The organism is Actinoalloteichus sp. AHMU CJ021 (assembly GCF_002895405.1).
Classification (GTDB): Bacteria; Actinomycetota; Actinomycetes; order Mycobacteriales; family Pseudonocardiaceae; genus Actinoalloteichus_B; species Actinoalloteichus_B caeruleus.
On sequence record NZ_CP025990.1, the window covers coordinates 6,734,304 to 6,753,173 of the forward strand.

Annotated in this window: 1 protein-coding gene; it reads right to left on the reverse strand. The window is 71.7% G+C overall.

The genetic code is table 11. The features are described from left to right. Positions 1-51 precede the first annotated feature (51 nt). Positions 52-18,870: a WXG100-like domain-containing protein gene (locus C1701_RS26715; protein WP_103056895.1), complete on the reverse strand. Its 18,819-nt coding sequence runs from the start codon at positions 18,868-18,870 to the stop codon at positions 52-54.

Below are 18,870 nucleotides of genomic sequence, written 5' to 3' on the forward strand. Positions count from 1 at the left end.
GGCGACCGCTCGTCGTCCCGGGCACGCGCGCGTCCACCGTTCGCACCGCGCTCACGCGCTCCTCGGTGGTGCGAGCACGAAAGCCGTGTTCTCCACAAAGCGGCGCGTCAGCCCTTCGATCGACAACCGCTCCACCCGTCCGGTGTTGGGCTCGTAGAAGAAGCCCTCCGTCGGTGAGATCATCATCACGGCGGTCGCATGGCTCCCGGTTGCCAGCCAGATCCGGTCCCCGGCGCCGAGTTCACCCGCCTGGAGCAGGTTCACCAGTTCCTCGGAGGTCGGTCGCCGAGCGCCCTCGGGGTCGAGCTGGTCATGGACCCACTCGACCTGGGCGGCTTGGCCGTCGGCCGCCCCGTTCCACGCGATCAGCGTGTTCACCGCGCTGTTGCGTTCGGTCTCGTCGAGGTCCGCGAACCGCTGGTTCGGCGCGGGCTCCGGCGTGGGGGTGTTCAGCCACCGGGTCGCGAGGACCGCGCAGAACTGTTCGATGCGGACGAAGCTGTCGATGTCCTCGGGCGGTCTGCCCACCCAGTACCACAAGTTGCTCCCCTGGTTCCCGTCGTCCTGGCTGAGGTCGGCGTAGAGCGCCGGGTTGGCGGGGAGGACGTCGTCGTCGTCGAAGACGACGACCGGCTCAGCCGGGGTGCCGGTCTCCGCCGCACCGGCGACCGGGGTCTGCTGTGCGACCGGCGACGCGGGCGGCGGTGTGCTGGTCGGCGTCACCGCCGGCTCGGTCGCGACGGCCTGGGCAGCGGCGGCGCTGCTCACGACCAAGGGCGCCGGCGGCTGCTGGCCGGCGGTCGACGCCGGTTGGCCCGCCGCCGGGGCCACCTGGGCCGCCGGCTCCGGGTTCAGGAAGGCCGCGAGGTCCTCCACCACGGTCAGCGGCGGCGGGGGCGCGGTAGACGTCTGCTGGACGCCGGCGGGCACCTCCGGCTCGGCGGTTGCTGTCGTCTGCTGACCGGTCGTCTCCGCCTGGACAGCCCCCGCCGGTTGCTCGGCTGGTGGGGTGGTCTCCTCCGGCCGCGCGGTCGCCTCAGCCGGCTCCGGCTGGACCGCCGCCTCTGGGCGCACGGTCGTCGTGGTCGTCGCCTCCGGCTGGAGCGTCGCCTCCGAATCAGGGGCAGGGGCGAGCGGCTCGACATCCGGCGCCACCGACGTGACGGCCGTGGCCTCCGGGTCAACGGCTGGGGATGCTGGCTCGACAACTGGTGCCTTCTGCTCGGTCGGTGCCGTCAGCTCAACGACCGTCCCCTCCGACTGCGCACTTCCTTGCTGCTCGACAACCGGTGGCTTCCGCACCACGGGCGCCTGCTGCTCCACCGGCGCCGTCACCTCGACAGCAGGGTCCTCCGACCGCGAGGTCTCCTGCTCATCGGCGGGAGAAGCGTTCGACTCGACCGCCGGTGAACCCTCCGGCTCAACCTCACGGTCCTCCGGCTCCACGCCCGGCGCCCGCCGCTCAGTCGCGGGCCCCTCCGGCTCCACGCCCGGCTGCTCCCGTTGCTCCGGCACGGTCCCCTCGACGGCAGCGTCCTCCGGCTCCACGACCGGCGCCTCGGGCTCGGCCACCGGTGACCGCTGCTCCACGACCGGCGGCCCCTCCGGCTCGACCACCGGAGTGCTCTGCTCCACGACCGGGGCCTGCTGCTCGACGGACGGGGACTCCTGCTCGCCAGGGGACGACTTCTGCTCGCCAGAGGCCTCCTGCTCGACCGGAGCCTTCTGCTCGACCGCGGCCTCCTGCTCAGCCGGCTTCTTCTGCTCGACGGCCGGCTTCTTCTCGGTCGGCAGGCCGAGTTCCTTGGCTTCGGCCTCGTTCAGCTCGAAGTACAGCCCCTCGCGGCCACGCACCGTCGTGGTCGTGGTGATGTCCAGCGGGCTGAGGAGAACACGCTCCAGGGGCCAGGGGAAGATGTTGCGCCGCTTGTGGAAGCTGTTGACGATGTCGTAGTAGACGTCCGCGCGGTAGCGGTACAGCGTGACGTTCTCGTGAGTGCTCTTCTCCCCCGAGGTGTCCTCGCTCTTCTCGCTGTACGAACTGCCCTCCCGCCGGGTCAGGCCGGGTGTGCCCCCACCGGTACCACCGGCCGGGTTGCTCGGGTTGGTGCCCATCGCACCGGCGTTCGGTCCCTTGACCTTGCCTTGTGTGTGGCTGATCGAGGTCGAGTGCCCGCTGGTCGACGAGATCTCGCGCTTGATGGTGCGGGACCCGTCGAACTCGACCTCGTACACCTTCGGCTTGATCTCTGTGGTGTGCTTCGCGGTCCGATAGCGGTTGCGGTTGACGACCTCGTGCGAGTAGGGCATCCCTTCCCCGAGGATGCGCGGGAGGTGCACGGACAGCTGCCGCTCGGAGGCCAGGTCCCGGATCTCCCGACGCTCCTCCGTGGCGTCCCCGTAGAGGCGCTCGGCGCGGTGTGATGGGTCACCGCCCTTGTTCGGTGCTCGAACGGCGGAGTCGACCACGTGGTCGGCGAGCCCGTCGGTGGCGATCCCGCGCACGCGGAGGGTAGTCGCCTTGCTGAGTACGTCGGTGTAGTCCTTCCCGGTGGGTTTCTCGTCCTTGCCGAGCGCCTCCAGTTTCGGCATCCGCTCCCGGCCGGCGGGGGCACCGGTCGAGGGGGACCTGTCCTGCCGCTCCGAGTTCGACGTCGCCTGGTCGGACGTCGACTTCGGTGCTGCCGTCGAGGACGAGGCAGCGACGTTCGACCTGCCCTCGTTCGACTTGCCCTCCGGTTGCTTCCCCTCGGACTTCGACTGCCCGTCGCCGCGCGTGGAGCCGCTCGTGTCCCCGTCGGTCCGTTCCACGGGCAGCGTGTCGTCGTGCGGGACCAGCAGGTCGACCTTCCCGGGAACCGTTCTCAGTTCCTCGGGCACGGGCAGCTGACGCGTCGAGGGTTTCCGGTAGTTGCTGGAGTTCAGGACGTGCGGACTGTGCCCACCGGAGATCTTGGACATGATCATGCCGGGCGTGTCGACCTGGTACACCTCGATCTCGTAGGTGACAGGCACCGTGAACCGCTCGACCTGGGTCACCTCGACCTTGTCCCCGCGCTTGTCCACGGCCTCGTCGGTGCGCGACACGCTCTTGCTGCCGCTCCAGCTCCCACCGAACACGGGGCCACCCATCCCGCCGGGAGGTGGTCCATCGGCCGGGGTCTCCCCGAACATGTAGCTGAGGCCGGCGGCGGCGGACCAGCCCGTGCCCCTGCCGCCACCCACCTCGCTCGGCGTGGAGGAGGCCTGCTCGGACTGGTGTTTCCGCTCTTCGGCCCCGAGGTGGGTGATCTCCTTGCTCGGATCCTCCCGCGCGATCACCCGGTACTCGTAGGTCCGGTCCTTGAAGACCATCGACTGGGTGTGGAGCACGCTCGCCTGCCCGGTGGCCATGCGCTCCACCGTGGCTCCACCCCTGGATTCAGCGGTGAGCTCGGCCGTGCGGGCCAGTGCGCCGATCGGGGGCGGGTTCTGGTCACCTGCCTTGACGAAGGGCGCGGCGCCGGGGGTGACCTGGGCGATCACCTTCTTGAGCGTCGCGTCGAGCTCCTTCAGGCCCTCCGGGGAAACGAGGGCGGTGTCGGCGCCCAGCGCGGTCCCGACCCCGATGTAGGGCGGGAGCTTCCGGGTACCAGCGCCCGGGTTCTTCTTCGGGCTCTCGGTGGTCGCGGTGCTCCCGTCGGTCTCCGTCGTCCCGTCCTTCGCCGTGGAGGCCGGGTCCTTCCCGGGTGCCTTCCCGGTGGAATTCTCGGGAGCCTTCCCGGTGCTGCTCTCCGGGGTCGTTCCGGTGCTGTTCTCCGGAGCCTTCCCGGTGCTGTTCTCCGGAGTCGTTCCGGTGCTGTTCTCCGGAGTCGTTCCGGTGGTGTCCCCGTTGGGGTTCTCCGGAGCTCTCGTCGTCGACGTGGTGGTGTCCGTCGCGTCGGTGGTCTCGGCCGAGCGTTCGCCTCGCTGGTTCGTCCGACCATCCCCACCGGCCGTGTCCCGCATGGCGGACTCGGTGGTGTCGGCCGGACCGCGCCGCTGGCCGTCGTGTCGCCCGTCGCTCGCCGAGTCGCGGCCCTCGGTCTGGTCGCTCGCCGGGCCGGCCTCGGTGTTCGGCGCGTCCTGGTCCGGGGACTTCGTTCCCTCCGTGCCCTCCTTCGTCGTCCCGGTCGATCCGCCCTCGCTGGGCTCCTTCGTGCCGTCCTTCACCGTGCTGGGCGGCTCGGGGAGCTTCTTGTCCTGGCGCTGGGTGTCGGTGACCACGAACTCGAGTGCCTTGGGGATGAGCACCGTGACGGTCTTGGTCGCCGGAGCCATCGGGTACCCGAAGAAGTTCCGGTGCCCCCAGGCGTCCTGGTTCGGCTGTCCGAGGAGGTTCTGCCAGGCGTGGGCCGAGATGGTCACCAGGGCGTCGGCACGGTACCGGTGGTACACCGTGTCCTTGATTCCCTCGACGGCGGTGACCTTCTTCGCGCCGTAGCCCTTGCCCGCCGACTGCTCGCTCGACCAGCTCTTCCCCGCGTTGCCCGTGACGGGGGTGACCATCACGTTGACGTTCATCGAGGTGTCGCTGCTGCTCCCGCTGGTCTGCTTGCGGGAGCTGTCCACCGTGGTCTGCTCGCTCGGCGTCAGCCCGGGCGGGCTGTCCACGTAGGTGGCGCCGTGCGCGCGCATCCCGATGACACCGCTTTCGGTGCGGTCGAGAACGGTTCCCTTCTCCGTGCCGTTCGAGAGCACGGCGCCCTCTCCCAGGAGGCGGTCCTGGTTCGCGGCCCACCACTCGGAGTCGATCACCATCGTGGTGTCGGTGTCGCTCGGCTTCGCGTTGACCCTCTCGCGCACGTCCTGCTGCGCGGTCCTCAGCGCGTCGTTGATGGCGGTCAGGTCGTTGACGGGCCTTGTCACCAGGGCGCCGGACAGGTCGATCCCGTCCTCCCGGCTGCTCTTCTGGAAGTCCGCGTCCTTGGGGTCGGTGATCGGCTTGCCGGGCAGGGACTCCTCCACCGACCGTTGCGGGTTGTCCTTGCCGTCGGTGGGTACCTGGAACTCCGGTACCTGGTGGCGAGCGACCACCGGGACGGAGATGTCGGTCCTGCCGCCCTTGTCGTTGGACGGCTCCGTGATGGTGACGTTCAACTGCCCGCCGCGCTCGATCTCCCGGATCGGACCCTTGTACTTGATCTTCTTCTCGACGCTGGTCGTGCTGGTCAGCCCCGAGCCGTGGTTGTGCTCGGAACGGTACCCCGGCCCGAGGTGGAAGCCACCCAGGAAGCGCTGGAGGTTGGGCGCACCGCTCAGGCGGGAGCGGAAGCCGAACATCAACGAGGCGAACTGCGCACCGGCGGTCTGGATCTTGGTCCCGAGCCCGGCGCCCTGTCCCGGGGTGGCGGTGATCTCACCTTCCTTGACCGACCGTTCGGAGTGGACGGCGGTCACGGGGTCGCTGTCGGGCGTGGCCGTCAGAGCGATCTCGAACTCTCGCGACGCCACTCGGACGGTCGAGGTGAGCGGGGGGCTGCCCGGCACGGAGATGCGGTGGTAGTCGCCTTCGACCCGCGACTGGCTGATGGCGGCGGTCAGGCTCCTGGTGATCTGTGCCCTGACGTGCTTGTCGACGACGACGCCATCCCTGGTGAGGCGCTGCTCGATGTCGGCGTGCGCCTTGGCCAGGGCCTGGTGCGCGCCCTTGACGCGCTCGGTGTGGTTGAACAGGCTCGCGTCGGTGGCAGCCCTCAGGGCGGCCTGCCGCTCGACGCTGGGACGGTTCGGCGTCGTTGAGCCGTCCTTGGCGGTGGACGAGGTCGTGTCGGTGTTGCCACCGCTGGACTCGTCCCCACCCGACTCCGGCTTGCTCGTGGACGAGGTCGTGTCGGTGGTACCGCCGCCGGACTCGTCCCCACCCGACTCCGGCTTGCTGGTCGTGACGTTCGCCGGGTCGGTCCCTGCCGGGTTCCGGCCCGTGGTCCCGGTCTCGCCCCGCTTCGCGCGGTCGTTGCCGCTCCCGTCGGTACCCGAGGTGCCGTGCTGGTACCCTGCCGACTGGGCGGGAGTCTGGGTGTCCGCGCCGGTCTGACTCGCGGGGTTCGGCTGCGCGATGGGGGTCAGCGGGATACCCGAGGCGGGGTCGCCGTTCGTCGTCGACGTGTCCCGCCCACCGCCGAAGAGCCTGCGCACCGGCAGGGGGACCGAAAGCCGGTCCCACCGCGTCACGTTGGCCTGCCGTCCTCCGTTCGCGGCGGGCGGGCTGGTGGTGGGATTGGTGTTCGCCGCCGCTCGGTCGCCCGAACCCTGGTTGTCGGTCTGACCGGTCTTCCCGGCGGGCGCGGGGCCCCCCGTCTCGCTCCCCTTGTCGGCGCCGCCGGACTTGTCGACCGTCGTCGACCCCTCGCCACCCGTCGACTTCTCGGTGGTGGCCGGCTGGTCCTTGAGCGCCTCGTTGAGCAGGAGCTCCACGGTGTCCGCATCGGAGCCGCGAACCCGCAGGTGCACCTTGCCCTCCTTGCCGTCGACGGTGAAGTCGACGTTCTCCATCCCCCGGAACCGGGTGGCGGAGACGTCCGCGCTGAACTCGGCGTCCAGCACGAAGAGGGTGGTGTCGGAATCGATCTTCGACTCGCTCTTGAGTGCCTGGTTGTAGGCCAACGAGCCCGTCGTCTTCCGGGAAGCGCCGAAGCCGAGCGTGCCGACCCCGCCCACGTTCATCTGCTGGCCGTGGCTCAGTTCTCCACCGGGACCGTAACCGCGTACCTCGACCCCGAGCTCGAAACCGCTGGAAATCCCCTTCTCGTTCGACTGACTCCCGGTCGCGGAGGCCTCGTGGCCGAGGGTGGCTTCACCGGCGTCGTGCCGTTGGAAGCCGCGGAACCTGGTGGTCGTGGTCGTGCTGACGTCAGGGAGGACCTGGTGGTAGGTGCGTCGCCCAGAAGGCTGTGGATTGGAGGTGGACAGTCCGTGGATGAGGGCGTCGGGCCCCGACTTCTCCACATGCGCCGAGTTGATCCGGCTCACCGCGTCCCGGCGGATGGTCCCGTCGACGGGGACGCTGGCGGGCAGCTTGCTCATGACGTCCGCCCGGACCTGCCCCAGGCCCGAGACGAGATCCACGGACACGATGTGGTCGAGCAGGGCGGGTGGCAGGGCGACCGCCGGTCTCGGCTTGGGCGGGGCGGGGTTCCTCGTGCCCTCCTGCGGGGACGAGACGTCCTTGTCCGCCTTGGTGTCCTTCTCCCTGTCGGCCTTGGTGTCCTTGCCGCTGGTGTCCTCGGTCGTCCGGGTGTCCTCGCCCGCCTTGTCCCGCGACGTGGTGTTCTGGTCAGCCGGCGCTGATCGGGTGTCGACGACGGACGTCCCACCCTCCGTGGTTGTCCCGGTGTCGGACTTCGGGGTCGATGTCGAGGCGGATTCTCCGGGGCGGGCGTCGCGCAGCGCCGTTTCGGAGTAGCTCAGCCGGAACTCGCCGGGGAGGCTGACCCCCGGTTCCTTCGGCTTCCCGCGGCCCCGCACCTCGACGTCGGCCCGGAAGCGGACGTCGAACAGGGAGGGGTCGCCCTCCTTGGACACCGAGCGCGAGGAGGTTCCCACACGCTGCGTGCTGTCCTGGGTGGACCGCTCGGCCGTGCTCCTGAAGGTTGGCGTCACCATGATCGGTGCGCCCGTCAACATCTGGAGCAGCGTGCCCGCACGAAGGGTGAAGGGCATCAGGGAACGGCTGACCTGCTTGTTCCGGGAACGCTCCGAGGAGATCGACGTGCCGGGCGCGACCTCGTCCTTGGGCCCCTCGTCCTTGCCGTCCTTGCCGTCCTTGCCGTCCTTGCCGTCCTTGCCCTTGGGCTCCTTCGAGTCCTTGGCGTCGGGCGAGTCCTTGGCGTCGGGCGAGTCCTTGGCGTCGGGTGAGTCCTTGGCGTTCGCCTTGGAACCGTCCTCGCGACTCGTCTTCGTCCCGTCGGAGGAATCCGACGTCGTGGTCGACTTCGTGGCGGTGTCGTCCGGGGCCGGCAGGACCGATTCCGGCGTGAGCCGAACCCAGACATCGCGGACCGAGCCCTTGTCCCCGGTGAACTGGAACAGGTGTCCGTCGGTCAGCAGGCGCAGCGCGGCCACCGTGCCCTCCCGTCGGACGAGGTCCCGCACCTGGGTGCGCAGCGTCGTCCCCTCGGTCGGGCTCAACCCCAGCTTCTTCGGCCGATCCCCGGCGGTGAGGGTGTCGAGGATGGTGGTGAGCTGCTGTGCCGGGGTCGGCTTCCTCCCCGACGTCGGCCCGCCCTGGGACGACGTCGTCGAGGACTTGGAGTCCTGGTCCAGCTCGATGGACCGGATCTTGGCCTCCGGACCGAGTGTTCCGGCATCCTTGAGGTCCCGGGGCATCAGATCGCGCTTGGGCTTCTTCTCGGCCCCCGGCGTGTCGGTGTCAGTCGTCCGCTCGGGACTGACCGTCGTCTCATGGCCCGTCTCCCGCACGGCCGACTCGGTCGTCCGCTCGGGACTGACCGTCGTGTCGTGGCCCGTCTCCCGCGTGACGCGCTCGGTCAGCGGGTCGTCCCCCTCACGATGGCTGTGCTGGCCAGGTTCCTGATCGAGCAGTCGCGAGATGTGCACCCGGTGGGGGGCGGATTCGGTCTCGAACGGGGACGTGAACGTCGTCGATCCGGGGTCCCGCGAGGGGTTCGGCCCCGCGGCCGGCCGCGTGGTGCTCGGCGCGGGAGGTTCCGCGTCGAACTCCGAGAAGTCCCTGTTCGATCGAACGAGGTAAGAGAAGTCGGAGATCACCGAGTCGTCGGGGATGGTCTCGAACGGGTAGCGCCGACCGGAGTCCCGCTGTTGCCCGGAACCCCGCTCGGGGGGCGGGGCGAACTCGGGATCCGAGCGGTCGTCGACGTCGTACCGCCGGCGCGGCGTGCCGCCCTCGGGATCGGGGGTGGCCGATCCACCTTCCTGGGCCGGGCGGTCCACACCGCCCCGTTCCTCGATGCCTCCGGCCGTGTCCCGGTCGGGAACCCGGCCTTCGGGGTCGTTCGACGCACCGTCGCCCCGCGCGGTCTCGGGTGGCGCCGGCGGGACCTCGGACGTGGTCAGCTCAGGGTTGGTGTCCTCGGTGGTGGGAACGTGGTCCGCACTCCGCACCGGGTCCGATCCGTCCGAGTCGACGCGCGTCGTGGGCTCCCGGTCCGCGACGACCTGGTTCGACCCCTCACCCTCACTCACCGGGGTGCTCTCCGGCACCCGCGAATCCCGGGTGGTCCCGCCAGTGCCCTCGGTGCCCCGCTCCTCCAGGCCGCCCTCGGTCAGTCCGTCCTGCGGGTGCTCGCGCCGTTCACGGGCGCGCTCCAGCAGCTCCGTGATCCACTCGGGGCGATCCCCCTCGAAGTCGGCGGTCCTCTCCACCGGCTCGGCGAACCGGACCCGGCGGGGCGGCGCGGGTGTGGACCCGCCGGTCTCCGCATCGGTGGTGGACGTCCCGCCTTCCCGCGTCGCAGCGGGCACCACGGGCCGCTCCGCACCGTCCTGGACGGCGTCGTCGGCACGAACCCGATCCTCGATGCTCCCGGCCTCGTCCCGCACGGGAACCCGGCCGCCGGCTTCGTCCGACGCACCCTCGCCCCGCGCGGTCTCCGGCGGCGCCGGCGGGACCTCGGTCGTGGACGGTCGACCGTCGGTGGTCGTCGTGGTGGCGCCACCGTCCTCGACCAGCGCCGGATCCGACCCGTCCGGCTCGACGCGCGTCGTGGGCTCCCGGTCCGCGACGACCTGGTTCGACCCCTCACCCTCACTCACCGGGGTGCTCTCCGGCACTCGCGGCCCCCGGCCGGTTCCGCTGGTGCCCTCCGCGTCGAATGCGGCCCGTTCGACGGGGCTGGGAGCGGGGTCGTGGGTGTTCGGCGTCGGCGGGCGCTCGTTCACCAGCGGCGACGTCAGCACCGGCGGGGCGGAGGAGGCACGCGGCGTGGGAAGCGGCGCACGTCGCGGTTCGCGGCTCTGGCGCTGTTCGGTGGAATCCGTGGCGCGTTCGGAGGTGGGCTCGCGGGTTCCGTCCACCTCCCCCGGAGGTGCCTGCCTCGTGGCCTCGTCGACGGTCGGGTCCGGCGTCGTCCGGGTGTCGTTGCCCCCGCGTTGGCTGGTGTCGGGGTTGGGCGCGTCGCCCTCGCTCGGACTGCTGGTCGGGTTCGTGGCGGGCGGCTGCTCGCCCTGGCCGGCTCGCGAGTCGGGCGCCGTGCCCTGGGGCGCGGGCCCCGGTGGCGGTGCGGGGGGCGCGGCGAGTTCGGTGCCGCCCAGGCGCGGGCTGCCGGCCGGGGTGGCCTCGCGGGCGTTGTGTTCGAACCAGTCCCGCGCCTCCTGGGTGAGGGCGTCGCGGGGTCCCGGGGTGGGATCGTGGTAGGCGGCGTAGGCCTCGGCGAACCACTCCATCGGATCGGAGAACTGGTAGTTGGACACCGCGTTGTCCCGGGCCGAGGCCTGGTAGCTCACCCACTGGTTGTGCGGGCTCACCTGGTAGATGCGCCCGTCGACGGTGAGCCGGTCGCCACCACCGTCGTCGAGGGTCCAGGGTTGCCGCAGCGCGGCCCGGGCGAAGTCGATGGCCTGTTGGACCTTGGCCCGGTATTCCGGGCCGTGGTGGCCGTAGTCGGTGAGGAGCCGGTCGAGGTTGCCGGGATCGCTCCTGGTGCCTTCGGGGTGCAGCGCCGTTTCCAGGGCGTCGTCGAAGGTGGTGCTCCCCGACCTGTCGGTGCGGGCGGCCTGTTCCGGTGTCATCCCGACCTTGGTGACGACCGCATCGGCCACGCTCGACAGGTCGTGGTCGCCGTTGCTGTTGACGTGGACCCGCCAACCGCCGAACCGGTCCTCGTGGGCGTGGTTCTCCAACCAGTCGTGCCCGTTGTCCACGGAGTGGGCGACCTCGTGCCGGAGTGTCCACTCCACGAGGTTGCCGTGCGCCAGGACGTCGGACACCCCGCCCATGACGTGCCGTCGTTCGCCGCCGATCCTGAGGGCGTCCCGGGCGCCCAGCCCTTCGTACTGGGAGAGCGGGCCGAGGTCCATCAGCCACCGCTGCCAGCCGATCCCCCGGTCCAGCCTGGTGTAGAGCCAGGAGGGCATCCCGCCGGGGTTCACCACCTCGATGCTGTTGGTGTCGAGGTTGTAGCGGCTCGCGCCGCTACTGCTCTCCGAGCGGACGATCGAGTCGAGGAACGGGTTGTCCCGGACGTGCAGGGGCGGCAGGCCCCCCAGCACGGTGTCGATCCTGTCGAGCATGGAGTGGCTGAAGTGCTTGCCGTCCGTGCCCGGTGCCGGTCCGATCCTGGTGTGGTACTTGCGGGACAGCTCCATCTCCCGCTGCTCGACGCCCTGTTCCCTGCGGCTCCCCGGCGCGGGGGGCGCGTCGAGGTCGTGGGGCGCGTCGCCCTCCGCTCGGGACCGGTCGGGCCCGCCGCGCTCACCCCGGTCCCCCGAGGAGCCCTCGGGGGAGGTGCGGGACGACGACGGCCCGGTGTCGGCGGAGAGGTCGCCGATGTGCTGGTCGAGGACCCGCAGGTAGCGGTCGGGGATCTGGACCCCCGGCATTTCCCGGATGGTCCCGTCGGCGTCGCGGTAGGTGGTCTCACCACCCATGAGGGTGCCGGTGATCGTCAGGCCGTCGGCCTCACCGGAGGGGTTGTACTCGTCGGGCAGGCCGATCATGTGGCCGACCTCGTGGGCGTAGACGAGGCCAGGTTGTCCCGGACGCCAGTTGCGCTGGTCGTTCCGCCCGCTCTCGGTGATCCGCACCTCGTGGTGTGCTGGCTGGTCGCCCTCGGCGCGCTCGATCCGCACCCGGAGCTGATCTCCGTTGGGCAGGCGCAGGTCGCGGGAGTTGAAGTAGTCGTCGACGCCCTTGCTCGCCTCGGCCCAGACGGCGTCGGGGTCCGCGGTGGACCCCGGGCCCGGGTTGACGCGAACGACGACCCGCACCTCGGTGACACCCTGATCGCCGACCTGGGCGCGTCGCACGTCGAAGGCGGTGTGCTCCCCGTAGGGGCGGCCGGGGACGATCCGCTTGGGCGGCACGCCCTCACCAGGGGGAACGAGGCCGCTGCGGCTGTCCTGACTGGGCAGCTGGCGGTACTTCCGACGTTCCACCCAGGGCGTCTCGTCCAGCTTCGCGCGTAGTTCGGGATCCAGCGGTGGGACGTCCCGTCCGGGCCGCGCCGGGCGACCGGGGGAACCCTCGGAGTCCCGGGTGCCCGGGCCGGACCGGTCGTCGGTGGTGGTCTGGTCGGTGGGGTTCCGGCCCGGTTCGCCGGTGGTGGACCCGCCGTGGTCAGCGTCCCCGGGCAGCGGGGCGCGTGGGGCGGGCGGGTTGGTGCTCTGCGGACCGCCCCACTCGGCGTACTCGCCGCGCACGTCGTGGGGTAGTGCCTCGCCGTACACCTGGGCGGTGAAGACCTCCGCGACGAACTCCAGGCCGCTGTTCGTCGCGTAGTGGCTGACGTCCATCGCGCTCTGCGCCGCGTTGGAGGTCGGCGGGGTGCCCTGAAGGGCGTGGTCCTGCACCCGCAACCACTGCGACGGGTCCTGGGCGGTGTGCAGACCGTGCCCCAGCTCGTGCACGAAGGTCGCTTCCGCGACGGCCCTGCGGTAGGTGTTCGACCTGGGCTTGTGGTTCCCGGGGTACAGCGACTGCAACTTGTGCTTGGCCTCGTACCGGGCGTCGGCGACACGGTGCGCCACGCCACGCATCCCGCTCTCCCCGACCCCTCCCCGTACCCCGTAGTCGGCGCCGGACGCGTCGTTGGGCCGGAAGACGTTCGGGCCGAACAGCAGGTGCCACGACTGGGTGCCGGTGTTCGGGTCCCGCAGGTGCAGCATCTGCGTGAGCACCCCGGTGGTCCCTGGCGGTGCGAGGGACACCGTCACCGGCCCCGGGAACCGGTAACCGGCGCCCGACACCTTGTCCAGCGCCCCCTGGAGGGCATCCTTCTTCACCGGCCAGTCGGGATCCCGGGTCGCGTGCTCGACGCGCACCGTGACGCCGCCGTCGGACGAGGTCACGGTGTCGAACCGCGTCTCACCGCCGGAGCGGATCCGCGCCAACTGCTCGTTCGACACCTCCCGCTGGACCTGGTAGATCTCGTTGACCCGTTCGGGGGTGAGGGCGGGGCGGGGCGGTGGGGCCTGCGGGGAGGGCAGCGGAGGCCCGCCCCACTCGTCGTAGTCGTTGCGCACGCCAACGGGGAAGGACTCCCCGTACACCTGGCCGGTGAAGACCTCGGCGACGAACTCCAGGCCACTGTTCGTCGCGTAGTGGCTGACGTCCAGCGCGCTCGGAGCGGCATTCGGGACCGGCTGGGTGCCTCGCATCGCGTGCTGCTGCACCCGCAACCACTGCGACGGGTCGTGCGCGGTGTGCAGGCCGTGGCCGAACTCGTGCACGAGGGTCGCCTCGGCGATCGCCGTGCGGTAGTTCCGGGACTCCGACTTCGGCCTCCCGATGCCCAGCGACTGGAACTTGTGCTTGGCGTCGTACCGGGCGTCGGCGACGCGGTGCGCCACCCCACGCATCCCGCTCTCCCCGACCCCTCCTCGCACACCGTAGTCGGTGCCGGAGGCGTCGTTGGGCCGGAAGACGTTCGGGCCGAGCAGCAGGTGCCAGGAGTGGGCGCCGGTCCCCGGGTCCCGCAGGTGCATCATCTGCGTCAGCACGCCCCGCGCGTCGGGGGGAGCCATCGTCACCATCACCGGACCCGGGAACCGATAACCGGCGCGGGAAACCCTGTCCAGCGCCCCCTGGAGGGCCTCCCGCTTCACCGGGTAGTCGACGTCCGGTGTGGCGCGCTCCACCCACACCGAGACAGCGCCGTCCGAGGACGTCATGGTGTCCCACGTCATCGTGCGGCCCGCCCGGACCTGAGTGAGCTGTTCGTCCAGTGCCTCCCGCTGGACGTCGTAGATCCTCGTCACCTCCTCCGGAGTGATCGCCGGGCGGGATGGCGGAGCGGGTGGTGCCGCGAGTTCGGACTCGGTCCGAGGCCGCTGGGGACCGTCACTCGGGGTGTTCGTCTCGGCTCGACCGTCCTGTCCGCCGGACCGGTCCCGTCCACTGGGCGGGGTGGAACCGCCGTTCGGGGTGGGGCCGGGTGGCACGAGGACGGGTGTCGGGCCCGGCTGTTCGGTGTCCCCTCGTCCGGGGGTGGGCCGCTGGCCGGGTGGGGGTGTCGGGCCGCCCTCGGCGCGCCGGTCCGGCGGTTGGACGGGCATCGGCTCGGGGCGGCTGGGCTGGCCACCACTCGTCGGGGGCCGGTTGCTCTCCGGCGGCGGGGTGGGTCGGCCGGGGTCGTCGGGGCGGGGAGCCGGTGGTGGGGTGGCCGGCCCCTGGTTCGGACCGGGATTCGGTGGAGCCCCCGTGGTGTGGCTGGCGGTCTGCCCGCTGATCGGGCCGCCGGTCGGTGCCTTGGGGGCGGGAGTGGTGCCCACCTCGACGATCGGCCGGGGAGTGGGGCGCTCCGGGGCGGGGCCCGAGGGGCGGGACTCGGTGGACACGCCTCCCCGGTCGGGGACGGCTGGCGGGGACTGCGGCGGCTGGGTGTGCGAGGAACCCGGTGTGGTCGAGGTGTGACCGCCGCTCGTGGGCGGCGGTGTCGGAGTGCTCGACTGCCCGCCACCGCCGGGCGGTGGGGTGGGAGTTGGCGTGGTGCTGGTGCTGGGTCCCGGGGCGGGTTGGGGTGCGGGACCGTTCGGGGTCGGCGTGGCCGGCGTGGTCGCCTGGCCGCCCGTGGACGGGCTGGGCGTTGGCGCGGTGGCCCCGGCATCGGAGGTCACCTGAGTGGGGGTGGGGGTGCTCGGTGGGCCGCTGCTCGTGACCACCGGTGCGGGTGCCGGCGTGCTCGTCGTGGTGGGGACGGGACCGCTGGTGATGGGCGTGCTGGTCGTCGGCACGGCGGTGGGCACCGGTCGTGCGGCGGGCGCCGGCGGCGGAGCGCTCTGCTGGTTCGAGTTCGTCGGTTGCGTCGCGGTGTTCCCCCCCTGGTTGGTGGGGGTCCCGGAGCCGGACTGCGTCGTGGGTGGGGGCGCCGCCTGGGACGCCACCGGGGTGTCCGCGCGCTGCCCCGAGGTGTCGGAACTCGTCGTGGTGGGTCGGTCCTGGTGCGGCGTGCCGCCGCCCTGCTGTCCCTGCTGCGGGGCGGGGGACTGCCCACCACCGGTGTCGCCCGTGGTCGGGGGGTGCTGGACGCTGGTGGATGGCTGGTCGGAGCTGGTGGACGACCCGGTACGGCCGTTCGGGCTCGGTCCGGTTTGCTCCGCCTCCTGGAAGCGGCCGCCCGGCAGCGGCCCCTGCGCGCCCCGGTCCGAGGACGGGCTCGACGCGGGTTCGGGACGCCCGGTGTGCTGCTGGGCGTCGGTGTCCTGGGCGCGTCCCGTCGAGGTGTGCTGGTCGGGGGTGACCCGGGTGGGACCGTCGGAGGAGGAGTCCCGCTGCCCGCCGCCCTGCTGGGTCTGGGAGTGGGAGTCGGGAGCGCGATGGCCGTCACCACGGTGGTCCTCGACGACGGGGGTGGTCCGCCCCTGCTCGGGTCGGTTGTCGGAGTGCTGGCCTCCCCGGTCACCCGTCCGCTGCCCGTCGTCGCCGGTCCGGTGGTTCGAACGGTCGTCGCCGCGCTCCGACACGTCGTCCCGCCCGACCCGGTTCTCCTCGGTCCCGGGTTCCGGCCGGCCGTGCGCGCCCCTACCCGAGCCGATGTCGTCCCCGCCACCGCGTTCCCCGCGCTCACCGGGACCGCTGCCTACGTCACCGGACCGCTGGCCGTCCCGCTGCTCCGAACCGGAACCCCGCTCACCACCGGACCAACGACCGTCCTCACCGCCGCGCTGATCCGAGGAGTCCCCACCACGACCCCCCTCACGCTGGTCACCGCTCCCCCACTCACCACCGGAACGCTGATCATCCTCACCCGACCGCTCACCCGGACGACTCCCGGAACGCTCCGACGACGAATCGTCCTGCCCTCTCCGAGCACCCTCCTCGCCACCACGCTCACCCCGCTCACCGGGACCGCCGTCGACGTCACCGGACCGCTGGCCGTCCCGCTGCTCCGAACCAGAACCCCGCTCACCACCGGACCAACGACCGTCCTCACCGCCGCGCTGATCCGAGGAGTCCCCACCACGACCCCCCTCACGCTGGTCACCGCTCCCCCACTCACCACCGGAACGCTGATCATCCTCACCCGACCGCTCACCCGGACGACTCCCGGAACGCTCCGACGACGAATCGTCCTGCCCTCTCCGAGCACCCTCCTCGCCACCACGCTCACCCCGCTCACCGGGACCGCCGTCGACGTCACCGGACCGCTGGCCGTCCCGCTGCTCCGAACCAGAACCCCGCTCACCACCGGACCAACGACCGTCCTCACCGCCGCGCTGATCCGAGGAGTCCCCACCACGACCCCCCTCACGCTGGTCACCGCTCCCCCACTCACCACCGGAACGCTGATCATCCTCACCCGACCGCTCACCCGGACGACTCCCGGAACGCTCCGACGACGAATCGTCCTGCCCTCTCCGAGCACCCTCCTCGCCACCACGCTCACCCCGCTCACCGGGACCGCCGTCGACGTCACCGGACCGCTGGCCGTCCCGCTGCTCCGAACCGGTGTCCCGGCCCGGTGTTCCGCTGGAATCGCGGTCGCTCGACTCCCGGCCGGGTCGCGAGTCCTCGCCGCGGTCGCCGCCGTTCGCACCGTCACCGGTGTCGGACCGGCTGTCGGTGCCCCGGTGCGAGTCGCGGGACTCGTCGCCGACCGTTCCGGAGTCACGGCCGGTCTGGGAGTCCTGCCCCGAGCCCCGGCCGTTCTCGCCCGGGGTCGTCTCGGTGGACCGGTGCTCTCCGGTCCCCTGGCGGTCGCCGATCTCGCGGCCGGCGGAGTCGGTGCCCTCCCCGCGCTGCCCGCGTCCCTCCCCGGGGTTGGACTCCTGACCGCCCTGGCCGTGGCTCGTGTCGGCGTGCGCGTTCCCGGGAACGGTCTCCCCGCCCTGGTTCCACCCGCCCTCGCCGCCGTTCGAGTTCGACTGCCGGTTGCCTGGGGAGTCGCTCGTCTCCTGGCGGCCGTTCGTGTCGGAGTCGGCCCGCGAGGCGGAGTCGCGGCCGCTGTCCGGCGAGCCCACGGTGTCCGGACGGTCCCGGGAGGTGACGTCACCATTGCCGCCCCGCTCGCCCCGGGACTCGGTGACGATGCCCTCGCCGGAGTCCCCGCGCTGCCCACCGGGGACCGTGTCCCGCCCGGCGGGCTGGTTGACGTCGTTCTGGCCACCGTTCTGGGCACCAGGCCGGCCGCTCTGGTTGGACTGGTTGGACTGCTGGTTCTGGTTGGACTGCTGGTTCTGGTTGGACTGCTGGTTCTGGTTGGACTGCTGCCCGGGTCCCTGCTGGTTGTTGCTCACCTGGCTGGGCACGCCACCGTTGAAGCCCGAGGTCCGCTCGTCGCCGCCGGGAGTGTTCTGGCCTCGGCTGTCCTGCCCCGGGGTGTCGTACCCGCCTGACCGATCGCCGCGCGCGTCCGGGCTGACCTGCTCCGAGGAGTGTTGACCGCCCCGATGGCCAGGTGTGTCGCCCGGGTTGCTGGTCCGGTCGTGGGGGCTACCGGCGCCCTCCGTCCCGTCGCGGCCGAACTGGGACTCGCCCGGCCGATCCGCGTTCCCCCGGTCGCCGGCGTGCTGGTTCCCGCTGTCCTGCTGCCCACCGAACTCGGTCGAGTTCCCTCGGCTGTCGGACCCGCCGCCTCCGGTCCCCTCCTCGGCTGGGGGCGCGTCGCCGCCCTCCTGGACCGGGGCCTGGTTGTTCTCCGTGTCGAGCGTCGGCGGTCCCGTCAGGTCGTCGCCGGTCCCGACATCGACCCCGTCCCCCTCACCGCCACCGCCTCGGCCACCTCGACCGCTGAACCCGCCGAAGAAGCCCGCGCTCATCGAGAACGGGTTGAACTCGCCACCCATCGCCGCCGCGGTGGCGGCGTCGCTGATACCGGCCGCGACGCCCTCCCGCGCCGCTCCGCCGAACATGCTGAGGGCCTCGCCCGGCTTGGAGTTGTGGAAGTTCTGCGGCCCGCCGCCGAACTTGCCGTCACCGATCTTGTTGCCCAGCCCTCGCCCACCCGCACCGAGGATGCCGCTGGCCGCGCCGTTCGTCGCGCCGCCGATCGCCGCGCCGATGGTGTTGTCCTTGTTCCAGTCGTCACGGCCCCCGGTGGCGATCTGGCCGCTCTGGATGGCGACGTCGAGCCCGACCTCCTGCGTGGTGCTGTTGACGGTCTGCCGGCCGACCTGGTTGACGACGTTCCCGGCCCGGTTGCCGACGACCTTGTTGACGCCGCCGCCGATCTTGTTGCCGACACCGCCAACGGCGCGGGGGATGGTGGTGCCGACGGTGCGGATGACCTGGTTGCCGATGGTGCGGCCCAGGATCTTGGTGATCACGTTGCGCAGGACCTGCGAGATCACCGTGCGCGCCGCCGTGACGGCGGCGGAGACGATGGCCCCACCGAAGAACGGGATCCAGGCCATGGCGAGCGCCGCGGCGACCATCACCAGCTGGACGATGATCATGATACGGGCCTGCTGGATGTCGGCGGCGGTGTTCTTCGCCAGGCTCGACAGCTCCTGGGCTCCGGCGCGGAGCTCGTCGAGTTTGGTCCGGACCTGCCGGGCGGCCCAGTCCTGGTAGCCGTCGGAGAACTCGCCCGTCATGTCCTGGGACATGTTGCGGGCGGAGCGCTCCATGGCGACGGCGAACACCTCGAGTTCGTCCGCCATCTTCGACCACGCGCTGCTGATCGAACGCAGGCCGCTCTCACTCCCCTCGGGCCAGGGCTGGCCCGCGACGATCTTGAGAGCGGTCTGGAGTCCGGCAGGCAGTTCCGTGGTCAT

Coding starts and splice junctions, on each gene's coding strand:
- C1701_RS26715 (WP_103056895.1), bottom strand. CDS start 18,870: ATGACCACGGAACTGCCTGCCGGACTCCAGACCGCTCTCAAGATCGTC.